The 15,437-nt window shown below is 57.5% G+C and carries 16 protein-coding genes and 1 tRNA gene; 8 read left to right on the top strand and 9 right to left on the bottom strand.

The window, feature by feature from the left end; genetic code table 11:
- Positions 1-350: 350 nt before the first annotated feature.
- Together ACTJK8_RS29345 and ACTJK8_RS29340 are read right to left on the bottom strand one after the other, a co-directional pair.
- The gene (locus ACTJK8_RS29345; RefSeq protein ID WP_440762987.1) at positions 351-698 is read right to left on the bottom strand and encodes a hypothetical protein; all 348 of its coding nucleotides are present in this window, start codon (positions 696-698) and stop codon (positions 351-353) included.
- Positions 699-1,264: 566 nt separating this feature from the next.
- The gene (locus ACTJK8_RS29340; RefSeq protein ID WP_440762986.1) at positions 1,265-1,591 is read right to left on the bottom strand and encodes a hypothetical protein; all 327 of its coding nucleotides are present in this window, start codon (positions 1,589-1,591) and stop codon (positions 1,265-1,267) included.
- 495 nt (positions 1,592-2,086) lie between these two features.
- On the opposite strand from ACTJK8_RS29340, the gene ACTJK8_RS29335 reads away from it, so the two are divergent.
- From ACTJK8_RS29335 to ACTJK8_RS29300, 8 genes are all read left to right on the top strand, one after another.
- A complete protein-coding gene (locus ACTJK8_RS29335; RefSeq protein ID WP_440762985.1) occupies positions 2,087-2,662 on the top strand; it encodes a recombinase family protein in 576 nt (191 codons plus the stop codon).
- Positions 2,663-2,711: 49 nt separating this feature from the next.
- Complete coding sequence (locus ACTJK8_RS29330) at positions 2,712-3,191, top strand: hypothetical protein (protein WP_440762984.1); 480 nt, start codon at positions 2,712-2,714, stop codon at positions 3,189-3,191.
- Positions 3,192-3,319: 128 nt separating this feature from the next.
- Positions 3,320-3,802: a hypothetical protein gene (locus tag ACTJK8_RS29325; RefSeq protein ID WP_440762983.1), complete on the top strand. Its 483-nt coding sequence runs from the start codon at positions 3,320-3,322 to the stop codon at positions 3,800-3,802.
- A gap of 262 nt (positions 3,803-4,064) precedes the next feature.
- Entirely contained in the window at positions 4,065-4,580 is a 516-nt protein-coding gene (locus ACTJK8_RS29320) for a hypothetical protein (protein WP_440762982.1), read from the top strand.
- Positions 4,577-4,849, top strand: coding sequence for a hypothetical protein (locus ACTJK8_RS29315; RefSeq protein ID WP_012338194.1), 273 nt, complete (start codon positions 4,577-4,579; stop codon positions 4,847-4,849). The genes ACTJK8_RS29320 and ACTJK8_RS29315 overlap by 4 nt, the downstream gene beginning before the upstream one ends.
- Positions 4,850-4,917: 68 nt before the next feature.
- Positions 4,918-4,993: transfer RNA gene (locus ACTJK8_RS29310), tRNA-Ile, on the top strand.
- Positions 4,994-5,010: 17 nt separating this feature from the next.
- The gene (locus tag ACTJK8_RS29305; RefSeq protein WP_440762981.1) at positions 5,011-5,250 is read left to right on the top strand and encodes a hypothetical protein; all 240 of its coding nucleotides are present in this window, start codon (positions 5,011-5,013) and stop codon (positions 5,248-5,250) included.
- A gap of 278 nt (positions 5,251-5,528) precedes the next feature.
- A complete protein-coding gene (locus tag ACTJK8_RS29300) occupies positions 5,529-5,933 on the top strand; it encodes a MucR family transcriptional regulator (protein WP_440762980.1) in 405 nt (134 codons plus the stop codon).
- Positions 5,934-5,942: 9 nt separating this feature from the next.
- Here the strand turns inward: ACTJK8_RS29300 and ACTJK8_RS29295 are convergent, their stop codons facing one another.
- The 7 genes from ACTJK8_RS29295 to ACTJK8_RS29265 all read right to left on the bottom strand — a co-directional run.
- Positions 5,943-6,368, bottom strand: a complete 426-nt coding sequence (locus ACTJK8_RS29295; protein ID WP_440762979.1) for a hypothetical protein — start codon at positions 6,366-6,368, stop codon at positions 5,943-5,945.
- Between the two features lie 4 nt (positions 6,369-6,372).
- The gene (locus tag ACTJK8_RS29290) at positions 6,373-6,954 is read right to left on the bottom strand and encodes a recombinase family protein (RefSeq protein WP_440762978.1); all 582 of its coding nucleotides are present in this window, start codon (positions 6,952-6,954) and stop codon (positions 6,373-6,375) included.
- A gap of 379 nt (positions 6,955-7,333) precedes the next feature.
- Positions 7,334-8,830, bottom strand: coding sequence for an HlyD family type I secretion periplasmic adaptor subunit (locus ACTJK8_RS29285; protein WP_440762977.1), 1,497 nt, complete (start codon positions 8,828-8,830; stop codon positions 7,334-7,336).
- Positions 8,827-10,998, bottom strand: coding sequence for a peptidase domain-containing ABC transporter (locus ACTJK8_RS29280; protein WP_440762976.1), 2,172 nt, complete (start codon positions 10,996-10,998; stop codon positions 8,827-8,829). The genes ACTJK8_RS29285 and ACTJK8_RS29280 overlap by 4 nt, the downstream gene beginning before the upstream one ends.
- A gap of 120 nt (positions 10,999-11,118) precedes the next feature.
- Positions 11,119-13,221, bottom strand: a complete 2,103-nt coding sequence (locus ACTJK8_RS29275) for a hypothetical protein (protein WP_440762975.1) — start codon at positions 13,219-13,221, stop codon at positions 11,119-11,121.
- Between the two features lie 1,058 nt (positions 13,222-14,279).
- On the bottom strand, positions 14,280-15,176 hold the full coding sequence (locus tag ACTJK8_RS29270; RefSeq protein WP_440762974.1) for a 3'-5' exonuclease: 897 nt from the start codon (positions 15,174-15,176) through the stop codon (positions 14,280-14,282).
- A gap of 56 nt (positions 15,177-15,232) precedes the next feature.
- Positions 15,233-15,437: hypothetical protein (locus ACTJK8_RS29265; RefSeq protein WP_440762973.1), on the bottom strand; the 205-nt coding region annotated here is incomplete at its 5' end.

Below are 15,437 nucleotides of genomic sequence, written 5' to 3'. Positions count from 1 at the left end.
GGACGCCGTGCACTGCAAGGCCTGCGGCAACATCCTGAACATCCCCGACGAGGGTGCGTACTGACGGCGCACCCGAAGGTCCTTATGGTGCGACGGCCGTCGGGAGGGCGACCTGGCGCTCCAACGCCCCGACGATGGTCGTCGACAGCAGTTCCGCAGCCGGCGGGATGTGCCTCTTCCTACGCGTCAGATCAGTGGGTAGCCTCACAGTGCAACTGCCGGCGGTGGCAACTCGACGCTGCCGCTGCTTTTCACATATCGGTTCGAATAAAGTCTCATCATGGAACGCTAAAACAGACATAAGGTGCGGTTTTAGCGTTCCAGTACTTAGAGCGGCCGTTGATATCTGACTATGTCCACCATGTTATCCAATGGGATTTGTCATCTAATCTTGCTGTAATCTGCGCTCCAGCACATCGTGTGAATTCCGCCTGAAACACAGTGAAAGCGGCCGCTGTGCCGCCTATACCGACTCCTGTAAAAGAGGCTACAATTGCCGCCAATAAACCCGCAGCAGTTGCCTGTTGTATGCATCCTTCCGCTGCTTGCCTTAAATCATCAGGACCTTCTACCGTAAGAGTAAGTTCATGCCGAAGCTTTTTCATTTCGAAATGAGGCCAAGGATCGAACTTGGAACCGCCCGTAGGCTGAAAACTATCATCAAAAGTCGCAAGATTGTTTTGATACAGGATGGACATCGAAAAATGCCTCCTTATGCGTTGTCTTGGACCATCGAATCACAATGTACAAAATATTCGTATAGCAATAAGTTTGCCAATGCAAATCAGTTTCTATTCAGTGGTTCGCTTGAAGGAACCTCATCGCAAAAATCAAGACTAATGAACGGTACAAAAGCGCTGCTTATACAATGAGTTAGTCCGTGCGAAAGTTCGGTGCGCAATGTCCGCACTGATCCGGCAGCGGTTGCTCGGCCGGCGACCCCATGGGTAGCCTTCCATAACAGCTACTACGCAGATCAACGGTTCGTGCGCTTGAAGCCATGCTTCCACCGCAGCAGCATTGCCGATCCAATAGAGCTTGCCCTTCGGAACTGCAGAGCTGGAACGTACCCGGCATAATTGTCAGGTTCTTCCCCTCCCTGTACGTCAGATCAGTGGGTGGCCTCACAAAGCAACTGCCGGCGATGGCAACAACTGGCATATTCGTATCGATCTAAGATCCGCGAGCCATTACGAATAAATGCCTCGCGAACGCATTCTCGATTTGAGAAATTTTTAGGCCTTATTGAGCGAATTCTTGGATATCAAAGTATATCACCCTGCACTCTTACATGCATAGCACTAGACCTGCTCTTAATGTAAACAGTCGCCTCTTTGGCCACATTGTCAAAGGTCACATGTATCTCTGCAAAATCGCATGGATTGTCGGTGCCGTGCGCCCTACATTCAACTCGCGCGGTAGCGGGATTGAGAAGTACAGGATAAGCTTCTTTCCAAGAATAATTATCGCCTTCGCCATTTTTACATTTCGGATGACATGACGACTGGGGAATGAAATGCTCAATTGATGAAGTATAGACTCCTTTTGGTTTATGGATATTTGTCGTCAGGCTGGCCGGAACTTCACTCATTCATATGGCTCCTCTTAGCATGACGGCTATAGTGATTCACCGTCCACGATCACAATCGCGTGACTTGTAAAAAAGTGCAAGCCTAGCGTTTGTACCATGCTCTGGTAGGCGTCGGAGTCAGAGCTGCTCTTGGCAAGGACGTGGTTCAAAAGTAGAGACTAATGAACGGTGCAGAAGGCGCTATTCATATAATGGTTTAGCCCGCGCAGAAGTACGGTGCGCAATGTCTACACTGTTCCGGAAGCAGTCGCTCGGTGAGCGACTCCCAAGGGTAGCCACCCATAACAGCTGTTACGCAGGTCGACGGTTCGTACGCTTGAAGCCCCGGTCCGGACGCAACAGCATTGCCGATCCAATAGGGCCTGCCCTAGCGGAACGACGACATCTGGAACGGTCACGGTCCGCCTTGGCAGTCCAATAGCAGGCATCTTGAATTTTGGAACGAGATCGCGGCAAGGTTTTTGAACCTATCGGAACAAGAGCCCGCTTCGCCTCATGCTCGTCGGTTACGCGCGTACCTCAACCCTCGAACAGGAGGCCGGCCTTGACGCCCAGGTCCGTGATCTCACCGCGCTCGGGTGCAGGAAGCTGTTCTGCGAGCAGGTCTCCTCCGTCGGACGCCGCACCCAGCTTGAGGCCGCGATCGATCTCTGCCGCGAGGGCGACGCCCTCGTCGTCACCAAGCTCGATCGCCTCGCCCGCTCGGTCACCCACCTCGGCACCATCATCACCGCGCTCGAGGCCAAGGGCGTCGCCCTGCGGATCCTGAACCTCGGCGTCGATAGCGCCACCCCGACCGGGCGCCTGATGCTCAACGTCCTGGGCGGCGTCGCGCAGTTCGAGCGCGAGATCATGCTGGAGCGCCAGCGAGAGGGCATCGCCAAGGCGAAGGCGGCTGGCCGCTACAAGGGCCGCAAGCCGACGGTGCGGGCGCGGCAGGCCGAGATCGAGGCCCTGGCGGCGGAGGGGCTCAGCATGGCGGCGATCGCCGCCCGCCTTGGCATCGGCAAGGGCAGCGTTCACAGAGCCGTTGGCAAGCCACGGCCGGTGGAAGCCGACCCGTCGCGCTGACGGCTGCTGGCCGACGATGAGGGAACCGGCCGGAAGCCGATCAGAACCGATGCCTCTGCCGAGCGCCATGCCGATCAGTCAGCACCAGCTTGCCGCCGCCGTGCTCGCGGCCGACCACATCGTCGAGCGGCGGGTGATCGCGGCGTTCGTGGCCGATGCGGCGACACAGCCGGCGCCGAACCCGTTCCCGAACACCAGCGCTGGAGCCGTGCGCCAGGTCTGGCAGCAGCGGGTGGTCGAGTTCCAGTCGTTCGGCATCCAGGTGGCGGGCCTCGCCTGTCTGCTCACGGCCCTGTCGAACATGAGCGTGGACGAGCCCCTGGTGCAGGAGATCCTGCGGGCCGGGCCTCACACCATGAACGTGTTCAGCCATGGCGATGGCTCCCGGATCGTCGGTGCCGTGCTCTACGGCAAGCCCGGCTTTGCTCTGCCGGCTCTGCCTATGCCGCGGAGCCTCCACCGGACCTCCGGCCGTCGGACGCGCATCCCTGCGGGCCAACTCGACCTGTTCGCAGACGCTGGAGTCTGACGGCGGCGGATCGAGCACGGATCCCGAACAACCTCGTCGCGGCAGCCTCGCCGGCATCCTCATCGATCAGTTGTGAGGCCGAGGCAGAGCACCTATCACGAGCAGCCTTCCAGCCGGGGCCCGCCCTGATGCCCGCTTTGACCGACCGTCAGCGGATCGAGCTCGCGATCCCCGCCTACCTCGTCTACGCCATCGCGAGCGCGCCGGGCGCCTTCGTCCCGGCCGATCCGGCTCTGGCAGCGAGGGCAGAGGCGGATATCGCGGCGCTGTGCGAGAAGCTGCGGATCGCGTGCCTGGAGCCGTTTGCCGATCTGATCCCGTCCAAGCGGCAGGCGCTCATGCGCCGGCTCGAACGGATCAAACGGCTGGCGACGGCCGACTGGCATGAGCGTCCCGCGCTCAGCCTCGTGCTGATGCTGTGGTGTTTCCTCAAGGACCTGACCGACCGTGAGGTCCTGGTCCTGTGGGAGGGCTCGGCGATGGATCAGGCGACGCGGATGCTGCTGCCGATGTTCGAGCACGGCTTCCGCGAGCATGGAAGCGAAGCCGTCGCCCACGAGCAGGCCGGCGTGTTGCTCGATGGCCTGCGAGCGGAGGGGCTGTACCGCTGAGCCGCCCCTCGGATCTGCAGGCTCCCGAGACCAGGCACCTCGATCCGGGCGCAGGTGGCCGTGCCGTCCCCAGCTTGGGGCGGCTGGGGATGAGATCTCGATCCCGGGGTCGAGCTGCGGCTCGGTGCTCGTACGCGACGGGGCGGTGGCGTATGGGCCGTACCCGCGGGCGCGAAGCTCGACGGTCAGAGACGATGGCTCGTCCGGATCGGCGCGCGGCGCGCGACTTCTTGCACTGCCATCATGGAGAGACGCGGTTCGGATGTCACAGGACAGCACACTCGCAAACGCCCTGGCCGATGTGAGGCGGCAGCGTGCAGCCCTCGAAGCCGATTTCGAGCGGGTCGGCGCGGAGTTGACGAAGCTACGCCTGGCCGAGCGGTCCCTGGCCTCCATCGTCGAAGGGACGCCCTTGGAGGACCTCCCCGACGAGCAGCCCCGTCGCCGTGCATCGGCTGGCGACGATCAAGCTCGCGGCGGGCGGGGTGCAGGGCGCGGGCCCCGTGGCCCTCGTGCGAACTCGGCCAAGGGCCGGTTGAAGGCGCTCTTGGAGGAGGCCGGGCCGCAGGGGCTCTCCCATGCTCAGATCAGCGACCGGCTGCAGGATGTAGCGCCCAACACCCTGGCCACGTACCTCAGCATGTTGACGACGAGCGGCGAGGTCGAGCGGCACGGCGACTTCTACCGGGGTGTCGCTTCGGTTGCCCAGCCCGTGGCCGACACCTCTGACGGTGGGGATCCCGACGGTACCGAGCACGCGCCGGCCGAGGAGGAATGAGCGTGTCGCCGGGCGAGGATGAGGACTTCGAGCACTCCTCGCTGTCCGGCCCCGTGAGCCACGACGGCGAGACGATCGACCTGGAGATCTACCGCCGTGCCGGCTCGCAGGCCCCCTGGCGGATGGAGGTCGTGCACATCGGGGGTGGTTGCACGCGGTGGTCCGTGGAGTTCGCCACGGATCAGGAAGCCGTCCGGGCGTTTCGTGCGCTCGTTGCGAAGCACGGTCTGGCGATCTTCACCAGCCAGAGCTCGGATCCGCAGCACTGATCGCATCGTCGCTCGGCTTGAAGGGCGCAGGTTGTGACCCAGGAGACCTGCCGGCTATGTGAGGCCAGGGGCCTGTAGCTCAACGGTTAGAGCCGACCGCTCATAACGGTCTGGTTGCAGGTTCGAGTCCTGCCGGGCCCACCATCTCTGCCGGAACTGCGATGCCCTACACCCTCCAGCGCTTGGCCGCCGGCAGCTACGACCTGCTCCTCGATGGGGACGTCGTCGGCAGCGTGGTGCGCAGCCTCTCCAAAGGCGGCGATGTCCGGGGATGGTACGCGGAGCTGTTGGAGGCCGCCCCACCTCTGCCGGCTCCGTTCACGCAGGAGGCGCACCGGTTCGACACGCTGGACGACACACTCGTTTGGCTTGGCGGAGCGCAGATCGAGGGCGGCGTCTGACTTCTCAACGAGAGCCCGGCCTGAAGGGTTCGACGGACGGACTCCTCCGGCGCATCCGACGGCAAGGCAACAAACCTCTACTTTTGATAGATGAGACATGCGAGCAAACTATCTAGAATAGATAATTGTGACCTGCGCGCAACGTTTGTATACAATCTTCAAATATTAAGATTGCGCACGACCAGATCATGGTACCACCCGGGTATTCTACTACTGGTGGGGGCACCATGGACCAAAACAGGATCGCCGATACCGTCTCAGCCGCGGACTATGGGCGGATGACCGCCCATCTCGTGAGTGCCTACGTAAGGCGCAACAACGTGCCGGTCTCAGACTTGGCTACGCTGATCACGAGCGCAGCCGATGCCATCATCGGTCTCACGAATTCCGACAGAACCGACGCTCTGCTGGATAGCAGAACGACGCCAGCCCAGATCCGCGCCTCCATCACGCACGAGGCGCTGATCAGCTTCGAGGATGGCAAGGGCTACAAGACGCTCAAGCGGCACCTGACTGCCTGTGGGCTGACCCCGGAGACGTATCGGGCGAAGTGGGGCCTTCCGAGCAACTACCCGATGGTCGCCCCTGGATACTCCGAGAGGCGTTCGGCGATCGCCGTGAGCCTGCAGCTCCGCAACGGCTACCGTCCCGGTACTCGGAAGGCAGGGTCAGTGCGAGCGTAGCTGACGCTCTCAGGCATAGGGGCCACTGAACAGGTCCCCGAGTGCCTTGCGTCGGAACAGTGTCCGCCAGCGCCGCCTGCGATGCTCCGGCCGATCGTGGATCATATGGCAGCGCTGGCAGAAGGCGGCGAGGTTGGCACCGATGTTGTTCGCGGTGTCATGATCCCGGTGCGCCGCGGCGAGGACGACGCGGGTGTGACGAACTTGGCCGAGGATGTCGGCTCCCGACACGAGCCGGATCCGGCGTCCGCGACCGTCACGCCACCGAGCCGCTTCAGCATCCCACCAGCGGCCATCGCCGAGGTGATAGACCAGCTGCCCATGCGGCCGACCGCATCCCTCGCAACAGCCTTTCGCCCTCTCGAACCTGATCAGCGCCGAGAGCTGGGGCCAATCGATCGGGTAGAAGAAGCGGTGCTCGCGCCGGATCGGCATCGGCTCACGCCTTGTCCGAGCGCGCGTTGGCGCGGGCGCGAGGGAAGTAGCTGTAGAAGGTGTCCCGGTTGACGCCGAGCCGCTTGGCGATCTCCGCGACACTGATCGTGCCGGCCGCCAGCATCGCCCGGGCCACTTCGAGGTCGGCCTCCTTAAGCTTCTTCGGCCGGCCGCCCTTGCGGCCTCGGGCGAGCGCCGCCTTCAGGCCTTCCATGGTGCGCTCCCGGTTGAGGTCGAGGAAGTACTCGGCCATGGCGCCGTGCATCTGCAGGGCGAAGCGGCCGTGCGCGGTGGCGGAGTCGAATTGCTCGGTGAGCGAGCGGAAGTGGACCTCCTTCACCCGCAAGCCGTCGATGGTGCGCATCATCTCGACCAGGGACCGGCCGAGGCGATCGAGCTTCCAGACCACCAGCACGTCCTCGGGACGCAGGAAGGCCAGCGCCGCCTCGAAGGCTGGGCGCTTGGTGCCGGCCTTGCCGGACTTCTTCTCCTCGAACAGGCGCTCGCAACCGGCCTTCGTCAGCGCGTCGCGCTGGAGGTCGAGGTTCTGATCCTGGGTCGAGACGCGGGCATATCCGACGAGCATGTCGGGATAGTGCCAAAAGCGCGTTTCTCCGGCAATAGAAAAGCCGACACGTTTCTCCGACAAAAACGGAGCCGTTTTGGGCCACTCAGCGGCGCGTCGAGCTCACTGTCGGAAATACGATCGTTTTATCGGCATACATGTCTATGCCGCCAACATTTCGCAATACGGTCAGTGCGATCGACACCTCGGCCTCAGCCGACGCCCGGAGCGTTAACAGCAGTACGACCTGAAACGAGCTGTGAGATAATAGGACCGACAAAGTGGGCAGAAGAGGCGGCGTCGATCAATTCAAGCTGCAGGCTCGGTTTTAACCGATGCGTTTGCTACGGCGCCCACCGAATGCAAGATGCAACCTTGCCAACGGAATAATGATAGGTCCTTAACGCTCATGCATCGCCCTCGAAGTGACCTCCAAAAACGGCGAAAACAAGTATTCGAGAATACGTCTCTTTCCCGTCTTAATCTCAATAGATACCGCCATGCCAGGCGATAGCGGCACGGATACGCCATCTGCAGAGATGTTTGTAACTTCAGGACGGACAATGATAGGAAACACGAGGTTTTGCGTGCGCTGCGCTCCGCCAATGAACCCACCAATCCGAAGACTTTTAGTTGGACTACCCTCTGTTTGTTGTGCTTCTGGCTCAGGGATCGCATCGCTCGCTACTCGCGTCACGTAACCTGTAATAGTTCCGTAGCGCGTGAAGGGGAATGACTCGATCTTAATCGTCGCCTCCTGCCCAGGCTGCACAAAGCCAATATCCCGATTGGGCAAGTAAGCCTCAACCTCAAGCACGGATCCATCCGGCACGATCCGCATCAACTCCTCACCTGGCATCACGACTTGTCCAATAGTCGTGAGAGATGATGCCTGCACCGTCCCCGTAAGCGGCGCCCGAAGAGTCATATGCTCAGTGCGAGCTCGTGCCTTGGCGAGTCGCTGCTCAAGATCATCAACTTGCCGCTCGGCATCGGCAAGCCTCTGGCCATTATCGGCGATGAAGGTATCACGCAGCTTGCGCCGTTCACGGGTTAGTACACGGAGGCTTGCTTCGGCCTCCGCAAGTTGGCCAATTTGCGTCGCCAATGTTCCTTGTTGGTATTGTAGAGTCTCAGTTGCGTCGATTAAAGAGGATTTGGTTCCCGCACTCTTTTCTACAAGGATTGTACGCATCTCGACGCGCTCTTTCAGTGTCGAGATGAGGTTTTTCTGAGCCGCAATCATAGCAATTAGCCGGTCACGTTCCGCAATTTTTTGTTGGGTTTGCTCAATCAGGCTCTCCACGGCCGCACCCAGCTGGGCAAGATCTCCTGTAAGGACCTGTTGCTCCCGCATACGGATCGAAGACGGAGTGTCGGTCCCGAAGGTCAGTGCGGGCCGGGCGAAAAGCGCGCTGTCGAGATTGCTTTCACTCGCGATTTGGATCGCCTCTCGCCGCCGCACCGTCTCGGCGCGGTAGGCGATCAGGTTCGTGCGCAAACCCACTTCTTCAGCGTGCATTTCTGTTGGATCAAGTTCGACAAGTATGTCACCTGCGGATACATGCAGCCCATTCTCGGCCTGAATTAATCGAACCCGGCCGCTTTCCAATGGCTGCACTACCTTCACTCGCCCAGTTGGCTGGATCTTGCCCTGCGCCAGCGCGACAACGTCAATGTGTCCAATATACGCCCAAACAAGTGCAGTGGCTGCAAGCGCGCAGATGATGAGGATGAGCACCATGCGCACCGGCGAGGGCGGTGACTCTAGGATCTCAAGTGCTGCAGGTAGGAATTCCTGATCGCGCCGGTGCTGTCGGTAACGACGCTCAAAGCGTACAACCTTTCCCGACAGTGAGGGCCCGTTCTGATTAGCAGGTTGAGCGGACAGCGTCATGCGACCGCCTCTACGCCGATGCCCATCTGCAATGCCCAGAGCCGAGCATAGACGCCGTTAGGCCGACGCACCAGCTCATCATGATTACCAATCTCGACGACCCTCCCGTCCGCCATACCAATTATGTGATTACAACCCCGCACAGTCGCGAGCCGATGCGCGATCATGATTACGGTCCGGTCCTTCACAATATGACGCATATTAGCCTGCACCAGGCGCTCGCTCTCGTAGTCGAGGGCAGAGGTCGCCTCATCGAAGATTAAGATGGGAGGACTCGTCACGATGGCACGGGCAATTGCGATGCGTTGGCGCTGGCCACCCGACAGGTTTGTCCCACGCTCTTCAATTAATGTGTCGTAGCCCTGCGGCAGACGATTGATAAATTCGTCTGCACCTGAGAGCTTGGCAGCTTGCATAACGGCGGCACGAGGCAAGGCCGGATTGGCGAGGGCGATATTGTCGTGGATTGTACGATTGAAGAGCAGGTTCTCCTGTAGCACAACGCCAATATGTGTGCGCAGCCATGCCGGATCGACCTGGGCAATATCGAGGCCATCAACAAGTACTTGCCCCTCAGACGGTGTGTAAAGCCGTTGTATTAGCTTAGTCAGCGTAGATTTGCCCGAACCAGAAGCGCCAACAATACCAACGACATCGCCCGGACGAATGTGTAACGAAATATCCTTGAGAACGTGCTGGCCGCCAGGTCGGTATGAAAAAGAAACATTGCGCAAGGTGACTGCTCCTTTTGGAGCGGGAAGACTAATACTTGTTTTGGGTGTTTGTTCTGGAGGAGTATTGAGGATATCTCCAAGGCGTTCGACGGACACTTGTATTTGCTGAAAATCCTGCCAAAGCTGGGAAAGGCGTAAAATAGGTTGCGCAACTTGACTCGCAATCATGTTGAAGGCAACCAATTCGCCGACTGTTAGCTCGCCGTCAATCGCAGCCTTGGCGCCAAACAGCATTATAGCCGCCGAGGAGAGCTTGCTCACAAATTGGATCGCGTTCTGCCCGCCAGCGGCAAGCATCGTAGTATCGAAGGCGGTGCGCACGTATGCAGCCAAACGCTCCTCCCATTGTTGGCGCATGGCAGGCTCGATAGCTGAGGCCTTAAGAGTTTGAATGCCGACTACAGACTCGACTAAGAATTGTTGACTCTCGGCACCGCGGTTGAATTTCTGTTTGATACCCTCACGCAATGGTGGACGCACGAGAGCGCTGATGCCGATGTAGAACGGAATAGTTACGACCACAATAAGCGCTAATTTTGTCGAATATGCAAACAGGGCTGCGACGAATATCGAGGCGAAGACAAGGTCAATGCCGGAGAACAAACCTTGTCCAGTCAGAAACGCGCGAATGGTCTCAAGCTCGCGGATGCGAGCCACGGTTTGGCCAGCAGGCCGAGTTTCGAAGTAGCCAAGCGGCAACGCAAGTAGGTGCCGAAACAGCCGCTGGCCTAGCTCGACGTCGATGCGATTTGTCGTGTGTGAGAGCGCGTAAGTACGTAAATGTTGTAGAACTACGTCGAAGAGTCCGACAAGAGCTAGGCCGGCGACGATAACAAGGAGAGTGGACGTGCCTTTATGCACGAGCACCTTATCAACGACAACTTGAAAAAAAAGCGGTGTCACTAGGGCAAAAAGTTGCACGAACAGTGAAGCAAGCAGCACATGAATAATCGGTCGCCGATAGCGCCAAATAGACGGAAGGAACCAACGAAGCCCGAAGGTTGTAGGTGGGACACCCGCGCCTCGGAAGCGCCGCTGCACCAGGATCACCTCCGAGTCGATCGCGGCGAATAATTCCTCAAGAGTTAAATCACTCGTTTTACGTGTCGTGAAATCAACAATCCTATGAATTCCATTGCGATCTCGCCCTCCGAGAAGAGAAAATCCTGAAGATTTTAGATGCACCAGGGCGGGCGTGGGAATATTGGCAAGGCGATTCGGCCGGGAAGCCTTAATTATACGAGCCTTCAATCCGAGAAGATTAGCTGCTCGAACAAGGTCACGGTTATCAGCTTTACGACCACCCAATGCCAATTCGCGAGCAAGATGCATCGGATTGCCTGGAATCCGATAAAAGCCCGCGACGCTACACAAGGCACGCAGCCCTGTGTCGACGATCACAGTACCTTGCACATCAATATGGTCACCCGACATCACGTACCTGTTTGAAGACTGATGATCGCAGCGCGATCGGGCTTTATCGAATAAGCCTGATGACTCGAATAAGTCCTACCTGGAAATGGCGCGCACACTCGGATGCGCGCCACACATTTTTTATGTTACATCAGTATGCAGCATTGGCGCCGCCAGGAAATTTCCGTTGTTAAGAGCCTGCATAGTCAGTTGGTTATCATGATCATAGGACGTCGTTGAGCCCGGCTCTATCGCACCACCTGTTGCCGGCGCAAAATTAATCCCTAGATCGCCATCGTGAAAGTTATTAATTGTTATCTGTCCGACAACATCGTCTCTAATTGGCCGATGAGGAATGATGGTATCTTGGTCGTTGTAAGAAGTTGTTTTTTTGAATGTCAAGACAAGGCTTCCATCATCCCGCTTCTCATAGTCAATCTCAAAATCAAAATCATCAGAGTAAAGAGCGTTGTATTTGTACACGGGCATGTCAAACGGCGGAAGATCGCTGCCAAAATCAATGTGATCGGTGTGATCGTATTTCAGTATCCCGCTGTCGACAAATCCTGTCGTGTCGTACTCTCCCATAAAACCGAAAGTTACCGGTATTGCGCTAGATCTGTCGGTATTCGAGTCGGTTCCTGTTAAAAAACTTTTCCTTAGCATTAAATGATCATCCGCCGCGGCATTATCTATAACAAGGTTGCCGCCGCTATATACAAAAGTGTCACTTCCTTTATCCGAACCGTAGACGTTATTGTTACCTAGGCCCGCATCAATTGCAGCTTGGCCGTTTCCGCGGATAGTGTCATTGCCTGCTCCGCCTTGCAGGTAAGTGATAGGGGTACCTCCGATATCGAAGGTATCGCCGTTCTCAGAACCTTTGATTTCGGTAAAATTATTGAAGATAAGTCCGTCGCTTTCGCCAAGGTTTCCCGCATTAAACTCGACACTTCTGTCGACGTCGGAAAAATCTAGAAGAGCGTTGGTGCCACTGCCGTCGATGACAGTCTGAGTTTTGTCATCCAGCGCACTTGAGTCTAGTTTAAGATGTACGTCTGACGATCCAATTCTTATGTTTTCGACACCACGAATACGGTCAAAATCATCGCTTTGATCAAAAGATAGTTTCAAAATCCCATTATTTTGATCAATACCGTCCGGAACGTCGCTAGCGGGGCGCGACGATAGCTTAATTTCACCACTTACTGAGGAATATGTGAGAACATCATAATCCGCTCCGCCATCAATGAAATCTCCGCCCAGACTTCCGTACAGATTGTCATCCCCACCACCGCCTAACAACCAATCTGCGTGCGATCCTCCGTATATTTTATCATTCCCAGGACTGCCGACCAGGATTGAAGCGTGATCGTCATCACTTGAATCTACTCTACCATTTGCGGTCCCGGCATTCTCGGGCGAGATAGTAGCCCCCGAACTGTTTGCATATATAACGTATTTGCCGTCACGCTCGTAGTCGATAACTTTGTCAGATTTCAGTTGATCTACAATTCCAAGTATTCCGGGGAGTAGGTCTGACGCAAATGCCGTCGGAGTATAGATGGAGTCCCACCGGGCTGCATCGGAGTTGTAGTTGCTGGCGCCGTAGTTGTTTGTTATGGGCTCGCCGGACGTCCCGTCGAACTTGAATATAACGGGTCGGCCAGCTCCCAGACCAAAAGGGTCAACTAAAGGCTTGAGGACAGTGTTGTTCCCCGCCCATGTCACCCAGCTGGATGATTCAAAATCAAAATTATCGTCGAAAGCACGCACATGGAGGTTGTCTATGCGTGAGTTTTGGCCATCAAACACAAATTGCGTATCTTTGGCTATTATGAAAGATCCGCTGTTATATATGTACGCTCTTGAAGCGTAGTCGGATGATTTTGTGTCGATTGCATATTGAGCAATATTTATCTTGAATTCATCTTCAGAGACGCCAAATTGCTTTATAAGTTGATCCACCGTATAGGTGCCGCTAATAGGCTGCCCATTTATTTGTTGATTATCTAGACTTGAGAAAAAACTCTTTACGAATGCCGCGTTGCTTGGCAGAGCATACCTTCCCGGCCCGTCTCTCATGTAATCGCCCATGTTGAGATGAACGGTAGGGCCGACCTCAGACGACGGTCGAATTTGCTCGTTCAGATCACTAGGTGTTGTCGTCTTTCCATATAGGAAAAGATTGGTGACGACGTCAGGCGTTAGGGACGCATAGTTCAGTCCATAAAAGTCAGCCATATGTGTCTCCTGTTTACTCTTCGTCCATGCCGTACGATTGCAAAATATGGCCACAGTTGTCCATTACTACATATGATTTGTAGTAATTATTGCCATTTTTGCCTTGAATCTTTATCATTGCGGTCGTCGTATAAGTGCCACTGATATATTCGAGTGTTTTTACCGCAAAATTATCACTCGAAAATGATGTTTTTATTGAGCAGCAAGTTGGGTTGTCCCTTATGAAGTCATGGGTATCCTGGACTGTATTTTTGCGCCCAAAATAAGCAGCGCTAAATGACAGGGCAGTCTGCAAAAGCTCGTCGTTACTTAGCCATTTCATCCTCCTATAACAAAATCCTGTCGATTGGATAATCAAGATTATAGTAAAAAAGATGATGATGGGTGCACGCCGACGCATTGATTGAATAGCATTCCAAGAAAATCTTATGAACACACGGCCATCTCCGATCTGCAATCGTTAGGATGTGCTTCGCAGATCATTGGCTATATTGTTAGGCTTGTGTACGACCGTCAAGCATTAATTTCAGGTTGCCGGTCGACACTTAACGATCCGTATTTTAGGTTGTATAATGTATTATGTTGGTGAAAAGGGCACAGCGCCACCTCGCCGTGGGCGCAACGCGCTCCTCGGGCCGCTGCTGTGCACCGTGGCACGACCTTGTAGTCGTCGACGACAGCGTCTTCTCGGCCTTGTTCCTCGCGGTCATGTGCCGCGCTCGCATAACGGCCATCGCCCGCCTGCGGCTGGATGCTGCTCCCTACGAGCCGGCTCCATTTTCTACAACGGCTGCCCGGCACGGTCAGACGCCCTTGGAACTAAGGCGCGGGATTGCCTTCGCTCGCCGTGAACCTCGCGACCAGGGACATGCGCTGGCATGCAGTCATGATCCCGGGTTGGCTCCAGTCCGCTCGTAGCTGTCCCCATCGTGAGCAGCTTAGGAGAGACTTCAGCCAGAATACCTCGTCGGTGGCGAGACGCCATGGAATGTCTACGTGCGTGTGGAGCCGTAATATCCCCTTATGCGAAGGAGCCGGCCACGTAGGGCTTTTCCCGTCTAGGCGTCCTGCTCGGGATTGGTCCGGGCGGAGTAGCGGTCCCGGGCCGTGAACCGATCAGCCGGAAGGTCGATGATCGGCCGGCGATAGATCGCCTCGCTCAGAAACGTCCGCTCGATCTCGATCTGATCCTCGTCCAGGTCGACGTACCAGCACCGGCGACGGCCGCTCCAGCGGTAGCGCCGCGCCTTCAGAAGCTCCTTGGTCTCAATCGGAGATCCCTGCGCCCACAACCGCACCGTGGGCTTGCGCGCCGTCGCCAGCAAGGCGGCCAGCGCCAACTGGCCGGAGGCCTGCAGCGGACGGGCGAGCAGCGCCAGCAGTGCGTGGCAGTCGTCGATCGCTCGATGGCCGCGGTGGAAGAACCCGCAATCGGACAGCAGGTAGCCGAGCTTCAAGCCCTCGTGCCCCTCCGCCCGCCACGGGATCTGGTGGCACGAGCAGCCCCAGTTCTTCTCCCGGAACACCGGCCAGCGCGGCTCGCACATCTGCCGGTCGAAGCTGGCGTTGTGCGCGATCACCACCGCAGCATCTGCCGCGATCCGCGCCACCGCCGCGTCGTCGATCCGCTGCCCGGCCACATCGGCGTCGGTGATGCCGGTCAGTCGGGTGATCTCCGGAGGGATCGGCTTCTGCGGCTCGTGCAGCTGGTTGAGGGTGTCGAGCACCCGGTAAATGCGCCCGCTGGCGCCGTACTCGAATTTCAGGATCCCGAGCTCGATCACCTCGTCCGTACCGAAGTCGGTGCCGGTGGTCTCAACGTCGACCACCAAGCCGATGAACGTCGGCTCCTCGGGGGCGTCCGGGTAGTCGGACAGAGGCTGCAGCCGGCGCAGTACGCGGTAGTCGCCCGTGCCTTCGAGGACAGTGGCGATGCTGTCGAGGGGCTGGCTCACGTGCCTGGCGGTCCCGGTTCTCCCTAGCCGCGCACCATCCTGATTGTCGCGGCAGATCAGCCTGAGCCTAGCGGCAGGCCGAGCAGGGCGGACAGCCACGGCAAGGCCTGTCCACAGATGGATGGGCCGTCCGGCCTGCTATTGACCAACAGATTGGATTTATTCCAATTTGCAACTGAGCGCGGCCGCCGGTCGCCATCCAGTTCCAGGAGCCCGATCATGGCCAACGCCAAGTGTGAGACCTGCCGCTTCTTCGACGAG

This window comes from Methylobacterium sp. 22177 (assembly GCF_052045615.1).
Classification (GTDB): domain Bacteria; phylum Pseudomonadota; class Alphaproteobacteria; order Rhizobiales; family Beijerinckiaceae; genus Methylobacterium; species Methylobacterium radiotolerans.
The sequence above is the reverse complement of the archived record's forward strand: the minus strand, read 5'-3'. Positions and strand labels throughout refer to the sequence as shown.